General features: G+C 62.9%; 16 protein-coding genes and 1 tRNA gene. 13 read left to right on the top strand and 4 right to left on the bottom strand.

Features of this window, described 5'->3' with window-relative positions:
• Window positions 1-5: 5 nt before the first annotated feature.
• The gene (locus tag M1E05_RS13070; RefSeq protein WP_247044657.1) at window positions 6-650 is read right to left on the bottom strand and encodes a TIGR03085 family metal-binding protein; all 645 of its coding nucleotides are present in this window, start codon (window positions 648-650) and stop codon (window positions 6-8) included.
• A gap of 101 nt (window positions 651-751) precedes the next feature.
• On the opposite strand from M1E05_RS13070, the gene hisI reads away from it, so the two are divergent.
• The 11 genes from hisI (at window position 752) to pyk (ending at window position 16,124) form a co-directional block, all read left to right on the top strand.
• On the top strand, window positions 752-1,207 hold the full coding sequence (gene hisI, locus M1E05_RS13065; RefSeq protein WP_458114349.1) for a phosphoribosyl-AMP cyclohydrolase: 456 nt from the start codon (window positions 752-754) through the stop codon (window positions 1,205-1,207).
• Between the two features lie 65 nt (window positions 1,208-1,272).
• On the top strand, window positions 1,273-2,868 hold the full coding sequence (locus M1E05_RS13060; RefSeq protein WP_458114348.1) for an anthranilate synthase component I: 1,596 nt from the start codon (window positions 1,273-1,275) through the stop codon (window positions 2,866-2,868).
• Entirely contained in the window at window positions 2,868-3,572 is a 705-nt protein-coding gene (locus M1E05_RS13055; RefSeq protein ID WP_461163211.1) for a Trp biosynthesis-associated membrane protein, read from the top strand. The genes M1E05_RS13060 and M1E05_RS13055 overlap by 1 nt, the downstream gene beginning before the upstream one ends.
• Before the next feature lie 66 nt (window positions 3,573-3,638).
• A complete protein-coding gene (locus M1E05_RS13050) occupies window positions 3,639-3,941 on the top strand; it encodes an HGxxPAAW family protein (RefSeq protein WP_458114346.1) in 303 nt (100 codons plus the stop codon).
• Between the two features lie 2 nt (window positions 3,942-3,943).
• Window positions 3,944-4,762 (top strand): indole-3-glycerol phosphate synthase TrpC, encoded by an 819-nt coding sequence (trpC, locus tag M1E05_RS13045; protein ID WP_461163210.1) that lies wholly within the window; start codon window positions 3,944-3,946, stop codon window positions 4,760-4,762.
• A 159-nt stretch (window positions 4,763-4,921) separates the two neighbouring features.
• Window positions 4,922-6,253, top strand: coding sequence for a tryptophan synthase subunit beta (gene trpB / locus M1E05_RS13040; protein WP_461163209.1), 1,332 nt, complete (start codon window positions 4,922-4,924; stop codon window positions 6,251-6,253).
• A complete protein-coding gene (gene trpA, locus M1E05_RS13035) occupies window positions 6,250-7,068 on the top strand; it encodes a tryptophan synthase subunit alpha (RefSeq protein WP_461163208.1) in 819 nt (272 codons plus the stop codon). Before trpB ends, trpA begins: the two co-directional genes overlap by 4 nt.
• Window positions 7,069-7,071: 3 nt before the next feature.
• Window positions 7,072-8,232, top strand: coding sequence for a prolipoprotein diacylglyceryl transferase (gene lgt, locus M1E05_RS13030; protein WP_461163207.1), 1,161 nt, complete (start codon window positions 7,072-7,074; stop codon window positions 8,230-8,232).
• A gap of 262 nt (window positions 8,233-8,494) precedes the next feature.
• Window positions 8,495-13,111: a glutamate synthase large subunit gene (gltB, locus tag M1E05_RS13025; RefSeq protein ID WP_458114341.1), complete on the top strand. Its 4,617-nt coding sequence runs from the start codon at window positions 8,495-8,497 to the stop codon at window positions 13,109-13,111.
• Window positions 13,104-14,561 (top strand): glutamate synthase subunit beta, encoded by a 1,458-nt coding sequence (locus tag M1E05_RS13020; protein ID WP_458114340.1) that lies wholly within the window; start codon window positions 13,104-13,106, stop codon window positions 14,559-14,561. The genes gltB and M1E05_RS13020 overlap by 8 nt, the downstream gene beginning before the upstream one ends.
• Before the next feature lie 72 nt (window positions 14,562-14,633).
• Window positions 14,634-16,124 carry a pyruvate kinase gene (gene pyk, locus M1E05_RS13015; RefSeq protein ID WP_458114339.1) on the top strand — a complete coding sequence of 497 codons (1,491 nt, stop codon included), beginning with the start codon at window positions 14,634-14,636 and terminating at the stop codon, window positions 16,122-16,124.
• Between the two features lie 87 nt (window positions 16,125-16,211).
• Here pyk and M1E05_RS13010 read toward each other — a convergent pair whose 3' ends face one another.
• Window positions 16,212-16,817: an ANTAR domain-containing response regulator gene (locus M1E05_RS13010; protein ID WP_247044559.1), complete on the bottom strand. Its 606-nt coding sequence runs from the start codon at window positions 16,815-16,817 to the stop codon at window positions 16,212-16,214.
• Between the two features lie 208 nt (window positions 16,818-17,025).
• Between M1E05_RS13010 and M1E05_RS13005 the strand changes: the two genes are divergently transcribed.
• Both M1E05_RS13005 and M1E05_RS13000 read left to right on the top strand, forming a co-directional pair.
• Window positions 17,026-17,107 (top strand) — tRNA-Leu (locus M1E05_RS13005).
• A gap of 582 nt (window positions 17,108-17,689) precedes the next feature.
• Window positions 17,690-18,811, top strand: a complete 1,122-nt coding sequence (locus M1E05_RS13000; RefSeq protein ID WP_461163206.1) for an IS110 family RNA-guided transposase — start codon at window positions 17,690-17,692, stop codon at window positions 18,809-18,811.
• Between the two features lie 463 nt (window positions 18,812-19,274).
• Here the strand turns inward: M1E05_RS13000 and M1E05_RS12995 are convergent, their stop codons facing one another.
• Window positions 19,275-19,538, bottom strand: coding sequence for a DUF4192 family protein (locus M1E05_RS12995; RefSeq protein ID WP_461163205.1), 264 nt, complete (start codon window positions 19,536-19,538; stop codon window positions 19,275-19,277).
• A 1,082-nt stretch (window positions 19,539-20,620) separates the two neighbouring features.
• A complete protein-coding gene (locus M1E05_RS12990) occupies window positions 20,621-21,190 on the bottom strand; it encodes an RNA 2'-phosphotransferase (RefSeq protein WP_461163204.1) in 570 nt (189 codons plus the stop codon).
• Window positions 21,191-21,220: the final 30 nt, after the last annotated feature.

Here is a 21,220-nt window from a genome sequence, read left to right as displayed (position 1 = left end):
AAGCGCTACAGGCCGACTTCTGCTGACTGGAGGAGCGCAACGGCGTCCGGCTGGCCTTCAAATGTTACGAGGGCGTGTTTCGTCCGGCCGTGCGCATGCATCAGCAGCTCACCGGGTTCCCCCACGATCGCAACTGAAACAGGCGCGCGCTTGGCAACGTGCCGCGGGCCTGAAGGGCGCACCAGCACCACGCCGAGGTCCACGCCGCGGTACAGAATGGCAGCGCGCTTAACGAGTTCGTCCCAGAGCGCGTCCGAGTATTCGGCGTCCAAGGCGCGGGGAGCCCAGCGGTCAACTGCGCGGCGGACGTCTTCGGTGTGGACGAAGTACTCAATGAGGTTCGAGCTTTCGTCCAGCGCCGGAATATTCATGGGGGAGAGAACCGGAGGACCTGCGCGGAAGGTGTTGACCAACCGGTTGTAGTCCTCAGTGGTCTTGAGTTTGGCGGCCAGTTTCGCCGTCGCTTTGTCGGAGGCCTTTGCCAGGCCCTTGAACAGGAGCCCCAAGCCGACGGCGGCCTTCCGCTCACGCAGATAGAGGTGCGCGGCGAGATCGCGGGTTTGCCATCCCGTGCAGAGCGTGGGGGAGTCCGGACCGGCCGCCAGCAGGGTCTCGGCCAGAACTTCTCGGGACGGTTCGACGAAATGCATCACTTGTGAAAGTAGCACGAGAGGGCGGGACACGCGCAGTGGAACCGCCGCCTCGGTTGTTGCTGATCTTCACACTTTCGGCAGGCACTAGACTTGACCTGATGTCTGAGCAGCCCGCCCCCGCCCCGCGCGCGTCAAACCCGCCCGTTTCCACGCCTGTAGCCGCATCTGGTTCATGGGCTGGTTCGTCGCCACAGGCCAGTGACCTTCCGGCCGGAATCGCCGCTGCCCTCAAGCGTGACAGTGCCGGCCTGGTGGCCGCCGTCGTGCAGCAGTTCGACACAAATGAAGTGCTCATGCTGGGCTGGATGGACGATGAAGCACTCCAGCGGACCCTGAGCACCGGTCGGGTGACCTTCTATTCCCGCTCCCGCCAGGAGTACTGGCGCAAAGGAGACACGTCGGGTCATGTCCAGTGGGTCAAGTCGGTGGCATTGGACTGTGACGGAGACGCCCTGCTGGTCCGAGTGGACCAGGTAGGCGCGGCCTGCCACACCGGAACGCGCACATGCTTCGACGGCCGCGAACTCGACGCCGTAACAGGCAGTTCCTCCTGACCAGGACCTGCAGCACACCCCCTACTTTCAATTGCCACTCATAGAACAGGCGGAGAACCATAGCCATGCAGGACCTTGGAGTCATCAGCCCGGGCCTGGAAGAGTTCCGCGAACTCGCAGGCCATAGCCGCGTCATCCCCGTCCGGCTGAAGGTCCTGGCGGACGCTGAAACGCCGATCGGCCTCTACCGCAAGCTCGCACAAGGACAGCCGGGCACCTTCCTCATGGAATCCGCGGCCGTGGGCGGCTCCTGGTCCAGGTACTCCTTCATTGGCGCCAAGTCCCGGGCAACCCTGACCACCAAAGACGGCCAGGCGCACTGGCTCGGCGAGCCACCGAAGGGTGTCCCGGTCGACGGCAACCCTGTGGACGCTGTGCGGGACACCATTGAGGCCTTGCGGACTGACAGGTTCGAGGGCCTGCCCCCCTTCACGTCCGGGCTGGTCGGCTTCCTCGGCTGGGAAACGGTGCGCCACTGGGAGAAGCTCACCAGTCCGCCGGAGGATGATCTCCAGCTGCCCGAGATGGCGCTCAACCTGGTCACCGACATGGCAGTTCACGACAACACAGACGGCACAGTGCTGCTCATCGCCAATGCCATCAACTTCGATAACAGCACCGAACGCGTCGATGAGGCTTGGCACGACGCCGTCGCTCGGGTGAAGGGGCTGCTGAGCAGGGTCAGCGCCCCCGTGCAGCAGCCCGTCTCGGTCCTGGAGCCTGCAGCCTTGGACTTTGCATCCAGCGTGCAGGAACGCTGGAACGAGCCGGAATATTTGGCCGCCATCGACCGCGGGAAGGAAGCAATCGTCGACGGCGAAGTCTTCCAGGTGGTCATTTCGCGCCGTTTCGAGATGGAATGCGGGGCCAGCCCGCTCGACGTCTACCGCGTGCTCCGGAACACCAACCCCAGCCCGTACATGTACATCTTCAGCCTCCAAGATGCCGACGGGCGTGACTACTCGATCGTGGGCTCGTCGCCGGAGGCACTCGTCACCGTCAACGGCGAGGAAGTCATCACCCACCCGATCGCGGGATCCCGCCCTCGGGGCAAGACCGTGGAAGCGGACAAGGCACTGGCCGAGGAACTGCTGGCCGACCAAAAGGAGCGGGCTGAGCATTTGATGCTGGTTGACCTCTCCCGTAACGACCTCTCCAAGGTCTGTGTTGCCGGCACTGTGGATGTCACCCAGTTCATGGAGGTGGAGCGTTTCAGCCACATCATGCATCTCGTCTCCACAGTGGTGGGCAACCTCGCCCCCACGGCCAAGGCCTATGACGTCCTGAAGGCTACTTTTCCGGCGGGAACGCTTTCCGGTGCTCCGAAACCGCGTGCGCTGCGCCTGCTGGACGAACTCGAACCGCACCGCCGGGGCATCTACGGCGGAGTGGTCGGCTACCTGGACTTTGCCGGGGACATGGACATGGCCATCACCATCCGTTCAGCACTCCTGCGTGAGGGCCGCGCCTACGTCCAGGCCGGCGGCGGGATCGTGGCGGATTCGGTCAATCCCACCGAAGCCCTCGAAACGGTCAACAAGGCCGCCGCCCCGCTCCGGGCAGTCCACATAGCGGGCTCGCTCCACAACATCCAGGAGGAAGGCGTGCCCGTTCCAGGCAGCTTCCCGCCATCGCCGGCCGCTACAGGTCCGGGCGTCTGATGCGCCGTCTCGACAAGTCCGGCGGCGCCAGTGCTGCTTCCGCCTCGGGCTCCACAGAAGGCGGCGCCGACTCCACCGCTACGGGAACCGTGGCGGGAGGAACCGGAACCAGGCCCATACCGGCCTGGGCACGAAAACCGTCCATCGTCATGATCATTGCCCTGATGGCGCTGGCCGTCGTCGGAACCACCACCCAGACCTGGATAACCGTCCATTTGGATCCCGCGCAGCTTGGCCAGGCGGTCAACAGCCAGGATGGCTTGCCGGTCCAGGGGAGTAAAGCGGCAACAGCGGTAACAGCACTTGCGCTCGTCGCCTTGGCCGGCGGCCTTGCGGCCTCGATCGCCGGCAGGATCGCGCGCTGGATTATTACGGGGATTGTGGTCGCCGCTTCTGCGGGAATCGTGGCGGCGGCCCTGACGGTCCTGGCTGATCCGCTGACTGCGTCCCAGGGCGCTATAGCCGCAGCAACCGGCATTTCCGGAAGTAACGTCCAGGTGAGCGTCACGGCTTTCCCGGCCCTCGCCGTCGTTGCCGGAGCAATGCTGGGGTTGGGCGCCCTGCTGATAATCCCTGCGAGCCGGTATTGGAAGGCGCGCACGCGGTTTGACGCTGCGGCTGGCGGCACAAATCCTGAAGCTTCCGGTCCGGCTGACGAGATTGACAGCTGGGACCGGTTGTCAAGGGGCGACGACCCCACTTGAGCCGATGTCCAAGGCAAGGACAAAAAATGGCAGAATGTAAGCAGTATTCATCCTGAGGAGATTTCCATGAGCAAAGCCACTGTTTCCGCATCCAAGTCAGGTTCACCGGCAGGCGCCTCCGCCGCCGATGCCAACCTAGGCGTAGACCACAGCATCGAGCTTGGTCATGGCAACAGCCCGGCAGCGTGGACATGCGTCATCGTGATGCTCGTTGGTGCACTCATTGCCTCCATCGCGTTCGTCATTGCCAGCACCCCCATCTTCATCGCCGGCGGGATCGTGATGCTGGTCGGCCTGATCCTCGGTTTCGCGATGCGCAAGGCAGGCTACGGCGTCGGCGGCAGCAAGCTGAAGAACTCCGGCCACTAGCAGTGACAGTTCTCGATGACATCAACGCCGGTGTTAGGGAGGATCTGGAGGCACGGCGTCGCCTCGTTTCCCTTGCAGAACTGAAGGACCTCACGTCTGCAGTCGCCCCTGCCCGCGATGCCTGGGCGGCCCTGGGCGGAAACTCCGCCAGCCGCGAACAGCTCAAGGTCATTGCCGAAATTAAGCGGCGCAGTCCCTCCAAGGGGGACCTCGCCAGCATCAGTGATCCTGCCGCGCTGGCCGTCCAGTACGCCGACGGCGGAGCTTCAGTAATCAGCGTCCTGACCGAACAGCGCCGCTTCAACGGCTCCCTTGCCGACCTCGATGCCGTCCGGGCAAGTGTCGATATCCCGCTGCTCCGCAAGGACTTCACCCTGGACGAGTACCAGATCTGGGAAGCCCGCGCACACGGGGCGGACATGGTGCTGCTTATTGTGGCAGCCCTTTCCGATGCCCAGCTGCAGGAGTTCAGCGCCTTGAGCACGGAACTGGGGATGAACGTGCTCGTGGAAACGCATACGCCCGAGGAGATCGAGCGGGCTGTCGCGGCGGAGGCGAGAATCATCGGCGTCAACGTGCGCAATCTGAAGACTCTCGACGTCGACCGTTCCGTTTTTGCCTCCCTGGTAGGAAGCATTCCGGCAAGTGCTGTTATTGTCGCCGAGTCCGGCGTGAGGGGCGTCGACGACGTCACCCATTACGCCGCTCACGGCGCCAACGCGATCCTCGTCGGCGAAGCCCTGGTCAGCGATGCGACACCGCGGGAGCGCATAGCCGAATTCACAGCGGCCGGCGCTGAAGCTATCGCCGCCCGCGTCTGACAGCGAGGCACTCCGTTGCAGGCGGCCGTCTGCAGCGGTCTGCCACCGCACGACACTTTGCCGCACGACACCTTACGGCGCACGACGAAGAGCGCTGAGCGACACAGAACACTGAGCACTACATAGACACTGAAACAGTGGAACAGGATGGTGAGACTGATGGTCGACGCACCAACAGCCGGCTCTGACAAGGATGCCGTGGACGCATTCCTTCAAGGGGGACCGTCGCTGCGCCATGCACCCGGCCCCTACTTCGGCTCCTACGGCGGGCGCTGGATGCCGGAGTCGCTGATCGCCGCCCTGGATGAGCTTGAAGATACCTTCGAGAAGGCCAAGGCCGATCCCGACTTCATCGCGCAGATCGCGGACCTGAACAAGAACTACTCAGGGCGTCCCTCGCTGCTCACTGAGGCCAAGCGGTTCTCCGCTCACGCTGGGGGAGTGCGGGTGTTCCTCAAACGCGAAGACCTCAACCACACCGGCTCACACAAGATCAACAACGTGCTGGGCCAGGCGCTCCTTGCCAAGCGTATGGGCAAGACCCGCGTGATAGCCGAGACCGGTGCAGGCCAGCATGGTGTTGCCAGCGCCACTGCCGCCGCTTTGCTTGGCCTCGAATGTGTTGTCTACATGGGTGCTGAGGACTGCCGCCGGCAAGCGCTGAACGTGGCCCGGATGGAACTGCTGGGCGCCACGGTCATCCCTGTCACCAACGGTTCACAGACCCTCAAGGACGCCATCAACGAGGCGCTCCGTGACTGGGTTGCGAACGTCGGAAACACCCACTATCTGCTCGGTACTGCCGCCGGGGCCCACCCGTTCCCCGCGCTGGTCCGCTACTTCCATGAGGTCATCGGCGAGGAAGCCCGCGCCCAGATCCTCGACCAGACCGGCCGTCTGCCGAATGCCGTCTGCGCGTGCATCGGTGGCGGATCCAATGCCATCGGGATCTTCCACGGTTTCCTCGATGACCCCTCCGTGAAGATCTACGGTTTTGAAGCAGGCGGCGACGGCGTCGACACCGGCCGCCACGCAGCCACCATCACCCTCGGCAAGCCCGGCGTCCTCCATGGTGCCCGCTCTTACCTGATGCAGGACGACGACGGCCAGACCATCGAGTCCCACTCCATCTCAGCCGGACTGGACTACCCCGGCGTAGGACCGGAGCACTCCTACCTTGCGGACATCGGACGGGTCAGCTACGAGCCCATCACCGACAGCGAGGCCATGGACGCCTTCCGTCTCCTGTGCCGTACAGAAGGCATCATTCCCGCCATCGAGTCAGCGCACGCCCTGGCCGGCGCCATCAAGGTGGGGCAGCGGCTCGCCGCAGGAGACGGTGACGCCGAAGGTAAAGCATCGGACAAGATCGTGCTCGTAAACCTGTCCGGACGCGGGGACAAGGATGTGGCGACAGCCGCTGAATGGTTCGATCTCCTGGACAAGGATTCCGCAGAAGCCGAGATCGGCAAAGAGGGAGAGCAGCTGTGAGTACCGTTCAGGACATCACCGGCACCAGCAAATCGGCAGCAGCCATTGATAAGGCGCGCGCCGAAGGCCGGGCGGCACTCATCGGGTACTTGCCGGCCGGGTTCCCAAGCGTTGAAGACACTATTGCCGCCGGCATTGCCCTCGCCGAGAACGGTGCCGACCTCATTGAGATCGGCATCCCGTATTCGGACCCGGTGATGGATGGCCAGGTTATCCAAGCAGCCACCACTGAGGCCCTGGCCAAAGGCTTCTCCGTGCGGCAGGTGTTCGACGTCGTCGCCGGCATCACCAGCAAAACCGATGCGGCAGTACTGGTCATGACCTATTGGAACCCGGTGATCCGGATGGGCGTTGAGGAGTTCTCCCGCCGCCTCTCTGAAGCAGGCGGAGCGGGCCTCATCACCCCGGACCTCATCCCTGATGAAGCAGCCGAATGGATGGAAGCCTCCGACAAGTACGGGCTGGACAGGGTTTTCCTCGTCGCGCCCTCCTCATCGCCTGAACGGATGCGCCGCACTGTCGACGCCAGCCGCGGTTTTGTCTACGCCGTCTCCATCATGGGTGTCACCGGGGCAAGGTCCTCTGTCAGCAGCGCCGCAAAGGATGTAGTGGCTGCAGCCAAAGCGGCAGGCGCCGAACGCGTATGTGTGGGACTCGGTGTTTCCACCGCTTCGCACGTCCGGGAAATTGCTGAGTACGCCGACGGCGTGATTGTGGGCACGGCGCTTGTGGCCGCCATCCGCGACGGCGGTGTGGACGCGGTTGCCGCGCTCACCAAGGATCTCCGGACCGGACTTAACAGGGAAGAAGCCTAAATAATGCAGACTGTCCTCCACGCTGCCGCCCTCGTGCCGGCAAGCATCCCGAGCCCGGACTGGTCCGGCTTCGATATCCCGCTGCCGTGGGGGTCACTCCGCATCCATGCCTACGCCCTGTGTATCCTGGCAGGCATCATTGCGGGCCTATGGCTCACGTCCCGACGCTGGAACAAGAGAGGAACGCCGGAAGGCAGCCTGTGGGACATCGCCATCTGGGCCATTCCCTTCGGCATCATCGGCGGACGCCTCTATCACGTCTTCTCATCCCCGGATGCCTACTTCGGCCCGGGCTTTGACGGCACAGGGGACCTTTCCCTGATTCCGCAGATCCAGCGTGGGGGCCTGGGGATCTGGGGCGCCGTGCTGCTGGGCGCAGTCGGTGCCTGGATCGGCTGCCGCCGTGCAGGAGTGAAGCTCACCGCTTTCCTCGATGCAGCTGCACCCGGACTGCTGCTCGCTCAGGCCATCGGCAGGTGGGGAAACTACTTCAACCAGGAACTCTTCGGCAGCCCCACCACCCTGCCTTGGGGTCTCCAGGTCGACGCCGATAACGCGAATTTCCCGCCCGGGATGCCTGCTGACACGCTCTTTCACCCCACGTTCCTGTACGAGTCATTGTGGAACCTGGTTGGCGTGGCCCTCCTGCTCATCCTGGACCGGAGGTTCAACTTCCGGCGTGGGCGGCTCTTCTGGCTCTACGCCATGTATTACACCCTGGGCCGTGTGTGGATCGAAGCCATGCGCATCGACGACGCCGAGCAGATCAACCTGTTCGGCATTACCACCAGGCTCAATGTCTGGACCAGCATCTTCGTGTTTGTTGCGGCACTGATCGTCTTCGTCGTTCTGGGCAGGAGGAAGCCGGACGAGCCGGACACCCCTTATCTGGACGGCCGGAGTCCTGCGGACCACGCCGCAGCGGCAGTTGAAACAGACGAATCAGGTGACGTCAAAAGCATCCGGAATGCGGACGAGGATGTCTCAGATAGTGAAGCGCGTGGTAATCTCCCTGATAACCAAAGCGATCCAGACCGTGCTTCCTCCAGGGAAGTGGCGGACAAAACAGCCGGTGGAAGCACTTCCCTTCAGGAAAAGCAGCCGGCCGCAAAGTCCGCTGATGAGGTTACGGAAACCGCGCCGGAGGCTGGCAGCACCAAGTAGGCCAGTAACGGCATAGCAGGGCATCAGAGTTACCGCTCCGAGAGCCCGCTCCACAGCGTCGTGGCAAGAGGGCCCGCCCTGTCAGCACACAGCTGCTGACCGGTCAAGCCCGGGTCTGGGACCTGCGTAACTGTTAGTTGAGCAGGGCCCTCTGGCCTACAATTCCAAGTACTAACACTTTGTTGTTCCCATCACAGTGGTGCGCAAAGTGGGGCCAACGTTGTCCCTTCCATACGCACGATCAGGAGGAAGGACGTCTCCCATGACCCAAACTCTTCACAGCCCCAACTGGTCAGAACCAAGCCAGTCCCAGGCGGCCATGTCGCCGTTCAAGCGGTTCGCCATGCTGCCGGCGTCCGGCGGTCTGTACAACGCTGAGCAAGAGAAGGACGCCTGCGGCCTCGCCATTATCGCTACGCTCCGCGGTGAACCCGGCTACGACATTGTTGATGCTGCACTGACTGCCCTGCGTAACCTGGAGCACCGTGGCGCCGTGGGCGCGGATGAAGGTACCGGCGACGGCGCCGGCCTCCTGATGCAGGTGCCGGACGAGTTCTTCCGCGCTGTCACTGACTTCGAACTTCCCGCTCCCGGGCAGTACATCGTGGGTACAGCCTTCCTCCCCGCCGAGCAGCGGGAGTCGGACGCTGCCAAGGCCGGTATTGAAGGGCTTGCTGCAGATGAGGGCCTGACAGTCCTTGGCTGGCGCGAGGTTCCCATCGTGGCTGATCTGGTGGGTGCCATGGCCCGTGCCTGCATGCCGTACTTCTCCCAGCCTTTCCTTGCCTCCAGCACCGGCGAGCAGCTGGACCGCAACGAACTCGATGCGCGTGCCTGGCGGATCCGCAAGCGCGCCCAGAACAAGTTCGGTGTGTACTTCCCGTCGTTCTCGTCCCGGACCATCGTCTACAAGGGCATGCTGACCACCGCCCAGCTGGAGCCGTTCTACCCCGATCTGTCGGACAAGCGATTCAAGACGAAGCTGGCGATCGTCCACTCGCGCTTCTCCACCAACACGTTCCCCTCGTGGCCGTTGGCACAGCCCTTCCGCACCATCGCCCACAACGGCGAAATCAACACGGTCAAGGGAAACCGGAACTGGATGCGTGCCCGCCAGTCCCAGCTGGCCAACCCCTTGCTGGGGGATGCCCCCGAAGAGCTGTATCCCATCTGCACCCCGGGTGCCTCCGACTCCGCTTCATTTGACGAAGTAGCCGAGCTGTTGTGGCTCTCCGGCCGCCCCATCACGCACTCCATCATGATGATGATCCCGGAGGCCTGGGAAAACCACGCCACCATGGATCCCGCCCGCAAGGCGTTCTACGAGTACCACTCCCTCCTGATGGAACCGTGGGACGGCCCCGCAGCCGTGTCTTTCACTGACGGCAACCTGGTCGGCGCCACGCTGGACCGCAACGGCCTGCGCCCCGGCCGCTATTGGATCACCGAGGACGGCCTGATTGTGTTCGCCTCCGAGGTAGGCGTCATCGACGTCGAAGCTTCCAAGGTGGTCAAAAAGGGCCGCGTTTCTCCCGGCAAGATGTTCCTCGTGGACACCGACGCGGGCCGGATCATCGACGACGCCGAGGTCAAGGCCGAGGTAGCCGCCGCCAATCCCTGGGCCGAGTGGGTCAAGGACAACCTCATTGACCTCAAGGATCTTCCCGAGCGTGAGCACGTGGTCCACACCGCAGCCTCCGTCAACATCCGCCAACGCACGTTCGGCTACACCACCGAAGAGCTGAAGATCCTGCTCGGCCCCATGGCGCGCACCGGAGCCGAGCCTCTCGGTGCCATGGGTTCCGACACCCCTGTGGCTGTTCTGTCCAAGCGGCCGCGCCTGCTGTTCGACTACTTCGTGCAGTCCTTTGCCCAGGTCACCAATCCGCCGCTGGATGCCATCCGTGAAGAACTGGTCACGTCCCTGACGTGTGCCATCGGCCCCAACGGAAACCTGCTGGACACAAAGCAGGTCCGGCAGCCGCAGGTTCAGTTGCCGTTCCCGGTGATCAACAACGATCAGCTGGCCAAGATCGCCAACATCGAAAGCCCCGACGGCGACAGGGTTGCCATGAAGGTCCGCGGGCTGTACCGGCCCGAGGGCGGCGAAAACGCGCTGCGTGCCCGGCTCACTGAAATCTGCGAGCAGGTTTCGGGTGCCATCAACCGCGGTGTGCAGTACATCGTCCTTTCTGACCGTGACTCGAACGCGCAGTGGGCCCCCATCCCGTCGTTGCTGCTGGTCAGTGCTGTGCACCACCACCTGCTGCGCAGCGCCAACCGCACAAAGACCGCTCTCGTGGTCGAAGCGGGCGACGTCCGCGAGACGCACCACGTTGCCGTTTTGATCGGCTACGGTGCCTCGGCCGTCAACCCGTACCTGGCCATGGAATCCGTGGAGCAGCTCATCAGCTCCGGCGACGTCCTCGGTGTCACTCCGCAGGACGGCGTTTACAACCTCATCAAGGGCCTCGGTAAGGGCGTCCTGAAGATCATGTCCAAGATGGGAATCTCCACTGTGGCCTCCTACACGGGAGCCCAGACGTTCGAGGCCCTGGGCCTTGGCCAGGAACTCGTGGACGAATTCTTTTCCGGAACGCATTCCCAGCTGGGCGGCGTCGGGCTGGACGTCATCGCGGCGGAAGTTTCGGCCCGCCACCAGATGGCCTACCCGGAGAACGGCATCGAACTGCCGCACCAGCCCCTGCTGGGCGGCGGCGAATACCAGTGGCGGCGCGACGGCGAACCCCACCTGTTCAACCCGGAGACGGTCTTCCGCCTACAGCACGCCACGCGTGAGCGGCGCTATGACATCTTCAAGTCCTACACCAAGGGCGTGGACGACCAGTCCGAGAACCTCATGACCCTCCGTGGCCTCCTGAAGTTCAAGTCAGGGCTGCGTCCGGCGGTGCCGCTTGAGGAAGTGGAGTCCGTTTCGAGCATCGTCAAGCGCTTCTCCACCGGCGCGATGAGCTACGGATCCATTTCCAAGGAAGCGCATGAAACGCTTGCCATCGCCATGAACCGGCTGGGCGGAAAGTCCAACACCGGTGAAGGCGGCGAGGACGTTGACCGCCTCTTGGATCCGGAGCGCCGTTCCGCGGTCAAGCAGATCGCCTCAGGCCGTTTCGGTGTTACAAGCCTTTACCTCACCAACGCTGACGACATCCAGATCAAGATGGCGCAGGGTGCCAAGCCCGGCGAAGGCGGCCAGCTGATGGCGCAAAAGGTCTACCCCTGGGTTGCCCGGACACGGCACTCCACCCCTGGTGTCGGCCTCATTTCGCCGCCCCCTCACCACGACATTTACTCCATCGAGGACCTCGCCCAGCTCATTTATGACGCGAAGCGCGCCAACCCCTCGGCCCGGGTTCACGTCAAGCTCGTCTCCGAAGTGGGGATCGGCACGGTTGCCGCCGGTGTAACGAAGGCGAAGGCCGACGTCGTACTGGTTTCCGGTCACGACGGCGGTACCGGCGCCTCGCCGCTGAACTCGCTCAAGCACGCCGGTGTTCCCTGGGAACTGGGGCTTGCTGAGACGCAGCAGACACTGATGCTCAACGGCCTCCGCGACCGCGTTGTGGTCCAGGTGGACGGCCAGCTCAAGACTGGCCGCGACGTCGTGATCGCCGCGCTGCTCGGCGGCGAGGAGTTCGGCTTCGCAACGGCTCCGCTGGTGGTATCCGGCTGCATCATGATGCGCGTTTGCCACTTGGACACCTGCCCGGTGGGTGTCGCTACCCAGAACCCCGAGCTCCGCGCCCGCTTCAACGGCAAGCCGGAGTTCGTGGTGAACTTCTTCGAGTTCCTGGCTGAGGAAGTCCGTGAGATCCTTGCGGAGCTTGGCTTCCGCAGCCTGGAAGAGGCGATCGGCCATGCAGAGATGCTGGACACCCGTGAAGCCATCAACCACTGGAAGGCCGAAGGCCTGGACCTGGATCCGATCCTGCACGGCCTCGAGTTCGACGACGACGCGCCGCTGCGTAACCTGACCGGCCAGAACCACGAGCTGGACAAGCACTTCGACCAGCGACTGATCACCATGGCCACCGAGGCTCTTACTGACCGCAGCCCGGTCAGGATCTCGCTCGACGTCATCAACACTGACCGCTCGGTCGGAACGATGCTGGGCCACGTTGTGACCAAGACCTTCGGTACCGACGTCCTTGCTACCGACACGATCGACATCAGCCTGAAGGGAACCGCCGGGCAATCACTGGGCGCGTTCCTGCCTGCCGGCATCACGCTGCGCATGTACGGGGACTCCAACGACTACGTCGGCAAGGGTCTCTCGGGCGGACGCATCATTGTGCGACCGGACCGCAGCAACATCTTCCAGGCAGAGCGGAACGTCATTGCCGGCAACGTGATCGGTTACGGCGCCACCAGCGGTGAAATGTTCCTCCGCGGCCAGGTCGGCGAACGCTTCCTGGTGCGGAACTCCGGTGCCACCGCCGTCGTCGAGGGAATCGGCGATCACGGCTGCGAATACATGACCGGTGGCCAGACCCTGATCATCGGCCGGACCGGGCGGAACTTCGGCGCCGGAATGTCCGGCGGAACGGCCTACGTGCTGGACCTCCAGGTCGCCCGCGTCAACAAGGACGCCCTGGAGTCGGGGGAGCTGCAGCTCCGCGAGCTGGACGCAGAGGACCGTGACATTGTGCACGGACTGCTGGTCAAGCACGTCGAGGAGACCGAATCCCTCCTTGCCCAGCGGTTGCTCGAGAACTTCGACGACACCGCTGCCCGTATTACCAAAGTGCTGCCGCGTGATTACGCGGCCGTCCTGCAAACCCGTCTTGACGCCATCGAAGAGGGCCTGGACCCCGACGGCGAAGAAGTATGGTCTCGAATCCTGGAGGTGACCGGTGGCTGATCCACGCGGATTTCTAAAAGTACGCCAGCGTGAGACTCAGCCACGCCGTCCCGTTCCCGTCCGCATCATGGACTGGAAGGAAGTTTACGAGGCCCAGGAAAAGGGTGTCCTCAAAAGCCAGGCCGGGCGCTGCATGGATTGCGGCGTCCCGTTCTGCCACCAGGGCTGCCCCCTCGGCAACCTGATTCCCGAGTGGAATGACCTCATGTGGCGGGACAAGGGCGAGGAAGCGATTGAGCGGCTGCACGCCACCAACAACTTCCCCGAATTCACCGGCCGCCTGTGCCCCGCTCCCTGTGAGGCGTCATGCGTGCTGGGCATTAACCAGCCCGCCGTGACCATCAAGCAGGTGGAAGTCTCCATCATCGATGAGGCCTTCGACAACGGCTGGGTCAATCCGTTGCCCCCTGCCCGGCTCACGGGCAAGACTGTGGCAGTGGTCGGCTCCGGCCCGGCAGGCCTTGCGGTTGCGCAGCAGCTCACTCGGGTTGGCCACACTGTGGCTGTGTACGAGCGCGACGACAAGATCGGCGGACTGCTCCGCTACGGCATCCCCGACTTCAAGATGGAGAAGGAGCAGGTTGACCGCCGTCTTGAGCAGATGAAGGCCGAGGGTACGCGCTTCCGGACAGGCGTTGCAGTCGGTGTCGACGTGACCTGGGAACAGCTCCGGCGCCGCTACGACGCCGTCGTTATCGCCACGGGTGCCACCGTTCCCCGCGACCTGCGCATCCCCGGCCGGGAACTCGAGGGCGTTCATTTCGCCATGGATTACCTTGTCCCCGCCAATCGCGTGGTTGCAGGGGAGGCCGTGGAGAACCAGATTCATGCCAAGGGCAAGCACGTGGTGATCCTCGGCGGTGGAGACACCGGCGCTGACTGCCTCGGCACGGCTCACCGTCACCAGGCAGCCTCCGTGACCACGCTCGCCATCGGCAAGCAGCCGCCGGCCGAGCGTGCGGGGCACCAGCCCTGGCCCACCTTTCCCACACTCTTCGAAGTGGCAAGTGCCCACGAAGAAGGCGGGGAACGTACGTACCTGGCCTCCACGGTTGAGTTTGTCGGCGAGAACGGCAAGCTGACGGGCGTGAAGGTTGCGGAGACGGAATTCGTCGACGGCAAGCGCCTCCCGAAGGCCGGAACCGAGCGGGTTATCCCCGCAGACCTCGTGTTCCTGTCCTTGGGCTTCACGGGTCCGGAACCGGCCGGTATTACCGAGCAGGTCCACGCGGATTTCGACGGACGCGGCAACGTGGCCCGCGATGGCTACTACATGACCAACACCGACGGTGTGTTTGTTGCCGGAGACGCCGGGCGCGGGCAGTCACTCATCGTGTGGGCCATCGCAGAGGGCCGTGCGTGCGCGGCAGCTGTGGACAAATTCCTGATGGGAAGCACCATCCTTCCCGCTCCTGTGGCTCCGACAGACCGGGCAATCGCCGTTCTGTAGCCACATCCGCGGGCAGCGGAAATTCATCTCCGCGACAGCTTAATCAACGCAACACACTACTAGGGTAGGCATATGAGACGCGCAAAAATTGTTGCCACATTCGGACCGGCTATTTCCAGCTATGAGAACACCCTCGCGGTGCTGGAAGCCGGCGTTGACGTGGCCCGGATGAACATGAGCCACGGCGATTACACCGTGCACGACAATACCTACGAGAACGTGCGCAAGGCCGCTGCGGACCTCGGCAAGGCCGTCGCGATCATGGCTGACCTCCAGGGTCCGAAGATCCGCCTGGGCCGTTTTGTCGACGGACCGCACGAGCTGCACGTGGGGGACACCTTCACGATAACCACCGAGGACGTCCCTGGTACCAAGGACATCTGCTCCACCACGCTGAAGAGCCTCACCGATGACGTCAACGTGGGCGATGCGCTGCTGATCGACGACGGCAAGGTGGCCCTGCGCGCTATTGAGGTCGACGACGTCAAGGTGGTCGCCCAGGTGACTGTCGGCGGCATGGTCTCCAACAACAAGGGAATCAACCTGCCCGGTGTTGCCGTCAACGTTCCCGCCTTGAGCGAAAAGGACGAAGACGATCTCCGCTGGGCGATGCGCCGTGGAGTGGACCTGGTTGCCCTCTCCTTCGTTCGTGATGCCTCCGACATCAAGCGCGTTCACGAAATCATGGACGAAGAAGGCCGCCGTGTGCCGGTCATCGCCAAGATCGAGAAGCCGCAGGCCGTGGACCAGCTTCACGAGATCATCGACGCCTTCGACGCCATCATGGTTGCCCGTGGTGACCTCGGCGTTGAGTTGCCGCTCGAGGAAGTGCCCATCGTGCAGAAACGCGCCATCGAGTTGGCAAGACGCTGGGCCAAGCCGGTCATCGTCGCCACGCAGGTGCTCGAATCCATGATCGACAACCCGCGCCCCACCCGCGCGGAGGCCTCCGACTGCGCCAATGCAGTGCTCGACGGCGCCGACGCAGTCATGCTTTCCGGCGAAACCAGCGTTGGCAAGTACCCGATCGAAACCGTCAAGGTGATGGCCCGCATCATCGAGTCCACCGAGGTTCACGGACTCGAGCGCGTTCCTCCGCTCGGTACCAAACCCAAGACCCGTGGTGGCGCCATCACGCGTGCCGCCGTCGAAATCGCCGATCAGCTGGAAGCAAAGTACATCTGTACGTTCACCCAGTCCGGTGACTCCGCACGCCGCCTTTCCCGTCTGCGCCCCATCAAGCCGGTGTTCGCGTTCACTCCAGTGGAGCACGTCTGGAACCAGCTGGCACTCACCTGGGGCATCCAGCCCGTTCTCGTGCCGATGGTTGGCCACACTGATGAAATGACTGCCCAGGTTGACCGCAGTCTGCTGGACATGGAACTGGTGGACGACGGCGACCTCGTGGTCATCGCTGCCGGTTCCCCTCCCGGAAAAGCCGGTTCAACCAACTCCCTGAAGGTTCACAAGGTAGGCGACCTCGCCGACACCCCACGCCAGGGCGAAGCGGTCAGCAACAAGGAGAAGCTGGGCCCGTGGCCGGAGCGGAAGCAGAAGGCCTGATACCTTTGCGGTGTCGGCGCTAAACAACTAAGGAGGGTCCCCGCCAATTGGCGGGGACCCTCCTTAGTTGTTTTAGTCTGATGCTGTTTAGTTGACCTGGTTGATGATGGTTTCGGCCACTTCGCGCATGCTCAGGCGGCGGTCCATGGAGGTCTTCTGGATCCAGCGGAAAGCTTCCGGTTCTGTGAGGCCCATCTTGGTGGTCAGGAGGCTCTTAGCGCGCTCTACGAGCTTGCGGGTGGCGAACTGCTCCTGGAGGTCGGATACTTCACTTTCGAGGGCCTTGATCTCCTCGTGGCGGGACAGCGCGATCTCCAGGGCGGGGATCAGGTCAGCGGGGGTGAAGGGCTTGACCACGTAGGCCATGGCTCCGGCGTCGCGGGCACGCTCCACGAGTTCCTTCTGGCTGAAGGCCGTGAGCAGGACCACCGGGGCGATCCTGGCCTTGACAATCTTTTCGGCGGCGGAGATGCCGTCCATGACGGGCATCTTGACGTCCATCAGGACGAGGTCCGGCTTCAGTTCCTCTGCGAGCTGCACTGCCTTTTCGCCGTTGTCCGCTTCGCCGACGACGTCGTAGCCTTCGCCGCGCAGGATCTCGATGATGTCGAGGCGGATGAGTGTTTCGTCTTCCGCGACTACAACTCTGCGCGCCGGCTGGGATGTGGGGTTTGACTCCGTCTGTTCTGACACGGGATCTCCTTGGAAAGGTACGGCGGGAACATGACCATTTTAGGTTGCGCTCCCGCCAGTACTCGGACGTACATGGTTCGTTGCGGCGGCGTTGGCGCGATTCTGGAATTCAGCCTATCTGCATGTAGAGTAATTCCGCGCACTGGAAGTTATCGCGTTGCTCTCACCCTCGCGTTGAGACTACGATTGTTACTTCGGTGTGATCCGCGCCCGAGTGGCGGAATTGGCAGACGCGCCGCACTCAAAATGCGGTATCGAAAGGTGTGTGGGTTCGAGTCCCACCTCGGGCACAGCAGATCCCCTCGTCAGAGGGGATTTTTGCTTTAACGTGTGTACAAAGCTTGTGGTGGTGTGCCTCTGACGCTGGTGTGCGGGCTGTGGGCTGGCCGCCGCTTGGCCTATTCAGGTATGTCGGTGGCGGGTTCAGGGTCCTGGCTGGTGGGTCCTCCGCCTGCTGTGGCTGGGTTTATGCGGTTCCTTTCTTGGTTGTGGCGGGCCTGGTTGGCCGCTTTCCTGTTCATGGTCCGCGCCTATCTTGATGACATGACTTGGGGCAACTTTTTCTAAAGTTTCTTCCTGACTGCCTGCTCCCACTCGTCTAGACGATATGAGGCAGGAGGGGCTCGCTGCCGAGGGGCGGTCCTTCTGAATGCCATTGTCGCCGGGGCGGATCCGGATCGCCAGGTTCGTGGGGGCGCTTGTAAAAGTGTAGTGGCGTTCCGGATCCTGGTCCCGGCGCTGATGGCCTCTGCCAGAAGGACCAGGAAGTGTGGCCCGAAGGGGCTGGAACCTCCTTTTCAAAGCAAGGCGTGGGTTGCCTGCCACACTTGGCGGACAGGTAGAGCCACATTTGAAAATTGGAGGTTCCAGCTATGTTCGAGCGTACAAGCGTTGGCTTGGATGTCCATGCCCGTACCGTTGTCGCATGCGCGTTGGACGGGCAGACCGGTGAAGTCATTCCGCACCGGATGACTCCGGACCATGGCGAGATTCTTGCCTGGATCGTATCCCTGCCTACCCCGGTGAGGGTGGTCTACGAGGCCGGCCCGACGGGTTTCGGTCTGGCCCGGTTCCTGCTCGCGGCGGGGATCGACACGGTGGTCGCGGCTCCGTCCAAACTCCAGCGCCCGTCCGGGGACCGAGTGAAGACCGATGCCAAGGACGCACTCCATCTGGCCCGGCTGCTGAAACTCGGCGAGATTACGTCGGTCAGGATCCCGTCAGCGGACCAGGAAGCGGCGCGGGACCTCGTGCGCGCCCGGGAAGATGTCCGCGGGGATCTGATGCGGTCCCGGCACCGGATCTCCAAGCTCCTGCTTCGCCAGGGCATGGTGTATTCGGGCGGGCAGGCCTGGACCGGAACCCATCAGCTCTGGTTGGCCCGGCAGCATTTCGATGCCCCTGCCCGGCAACTGACCTACGAGTCTTCTCTTGAGGCGATGCACGAGATCTCGGACCGCCGCGACCGCCTCGATGAGGCGATCACTGCGATGGCGTACGGGAGCGAATACACATCCGTTGTCCGGGCGCTGCAGTGCCTGCGGGGAATCTCGACCCTGACTGCCTTCGGATTGGCTGTGGAGATCGGTGACTGGCATCGCTTTACCGGCGCCACGATCGGGGCTTACCTCGGGCTGGTCCCGGCAGAGCATTCATCGGGAGCGTCCCGGTCTCTGGGCTCCATCACCAAAACCGGCAACACACACGCCCGCCGGCTGCTCGTCGAGGCAGCCTGGCACCACCGCAGACCATACGACAACCCGTCACGGCTGATGCGGTCCCGGTGGGAAGAAGCCAGTTCCGAAGCACGGATCCGCGGCCATGCCGGGAACCGGCGCCTGCACAACCGCTGGATCGGCTACCTCGAACGCCGTAAGCGTCCGGTCATCGCCAACGTCGCCGTCGCCCGCGAGCTCGCCGGCTGGTGCTGGTCCCTGGCCACCGGCGCACATCAGGCCGAAGTCGGCCCCCGCTCGACAGCTTCCGGCCCCTGATCCAGGGGGCAAGGAAAAACCCGGGAAGTGAAAGTCGTGAGTGGTCCTTGCAGCGCGTGGAGTAAACCCGCGATACACCTATGGGCAACCGGAATGGCCACGCCCGTCATTGCTAGACCAGCGGTAACCTCCAGCCGAACACTTCGTCCTGCGGTAACCAACCCGCGCATATCAGTCTGACCGCGCCGTCGCCAACGACACGCTGACCACACACCAACGCCCATCCCGGCCACAAAGGGAAGCGGTCCCAGGCAACTCAACCCCGGGACCGCTTCCCCATGCCTATTGACAACGCAGGACTACATATCAGGTGTGTGGGCCGGTAAGGACATTTGTCGCGCCAAACGTGGTGTGGACATTGTCCACACTTAAATCTGCTTTTTTACACTTCGTCAGGGCTGGCTTGCTTCTCTCTTCTTGCCCTACACGAATTCATTGACGGCACATGGGTCGAACGACATGACTACCGCCGAGCAAAGTTCTGACGGAGGGCTGCTGCCTCGTCCAAGGGGCCTTCTTTGTCATAGGCGTCCGGGTGCGAGGTCGATCGGGAGGTGCGGGCAGGTGCGTTCGGCGCCGTCGTGCCGGGGAGGTCCACGCGGAGAGTGGCGCCAATGTGGCTGGTGTCCAGGGTGAGGCAGACCAGGCTTTCCTGGGGCCAGAAGCCGAGGGTGTGTCCGATGAAGCTCAGTAGGTCTGCGGGGGACTTGATGGTGAGCGTTTCCATGATTCCGTTTCCTTGATCTCCTTGCCGGTGCTTGATCCCGGCCATTGGATGGAGGCGTCGTTCTGATAACGGAGTCACTGCTGGGATCAGGGTCCGGAGTGCAACTTGGGGAACCGGCCGAAGCCGGGAAATTTCGTAAGGAGATAAGCGACGCAGGAGCGCCGAACGAAATTTTGTGACGCGGCCGGCGCTTGGCGCCCTGGTTGCGCGGAGGGCCCGCCCAGCGATGATCGAGTATCAGAATGACAAACAGCGATGATGCTTTGGCTGTTCATGGACACGCAGGGACGGGGCAGCATCACGCAAAGTGGTGAGTGTGCCGTGGCGCAGTTAGAGCCATCAGTCTTCGACCAACGCATCCATGATGGAAAGCTCGCACGGCACCCTGAAAGTGTCTCCGGACCCCCTGCTCAGGCAATGGCTTGTCGAAGACCCGTTCGCCCTCAGCATTCAATGCCGCAGCACGAAGGCCAGCTATTCCTGACCTTTAGGTCCAGCAATCGAACTGGACTAGGAAACAGCGAGCGAAAGGCAACGGGGGCAGTGAAGTGGGCGGTGTCCGGTCAAAGCCGCTAGTCGATAGACCATTGGCCCGGAATGGGCGGTGCGAAGTAGGACAGGTCAGTCGGACCTAATCACACCAAGCAGCATAGTCCGGCGCCTCAGACCAGGCAGCTTTCGTAGGCGGCAGTGACGAGTTGCCCGGCCCCGTATTCTCTTAATCCCGAACGATTTGCAGTTGTGAGACCATCGGTTGTTAGACGGCATTTCGAGACAGCCCGTATCCGTGTCGCCTCCGGATCTTGGAAGTCGGCGGGCATTGGGCGGCTTGTCTCATTAATCGATCGTATTTGAGACGGACTTTTATGGATCGCAGAACCTCACTTGGCACCTCGGCGAGACGCCTTTGCGGGCTGCGTGAACGCTAATCCGAGGTCACGCGGTTCGAAGCGATATTTCATGGCAAGTCAGGGAAGACTCAGAGCACGCCCTAGGGGCACCTTTCCCTGTCTCACGCTAACAGCAGATTCGTTCCATAGCAGTACCTTGCGACCTCGCGGCGCCGCGCACCCCAAGGTGCGTTACGGATCTACGCCACCTTCTGGAATCTCAATGGAAATAAACTGTGGGGGCACCCTCTCGCTTAGCCAAACAAGCTCATTGCCGCGGTGAAATTGAATTCCTTCCCGGCTCGCAGCTTCTGCCGCAATTCTTAGAATTACTGGGTGCTGGGCCTTCCGCTTTCCTACCAACGTTGCCGTCTTTATGTCCTTCGACATATGAACGCGTTGGCGCCCCATGGGGAGTAGGCCCTCCGCCAGTATGGCCTCTAGGCTTAACGGGGAGGTGCCATGGTATAGGACGGCTGGCGGGGGGTCGCTGGACATGGAAATCTCTTGAGGAAGGCTGTGGCCGTACAAGGCTCGAATTTTGTCGCCGTGGATCTCGTGGCGGCGTTTGGCGGATCCCTCAACCATCGTTCTTAAGTCGGAGAGTTTCAGGCCTGACCAGAGAGGGGTTTCGGCTCGAAGGGCAGATATTAGCTCGTCTAGCCGCACCCACCCTTCTTCATCGGGCTCAAGCTCATAGAGCCAGGGCTCATGACGGAGCGCGTGTGAAACTGCTTTGCTTAGCTTTTCAAGATCGACCACTTTGGGCGCTCCATATTCGGTAGCTCCACA

The organism is Arthrobacter sp. R4-81, from assembly GCF_054792365.1.
This window is presented reverse-complemented; position numbering and strand designations above follow the sequence as displayed.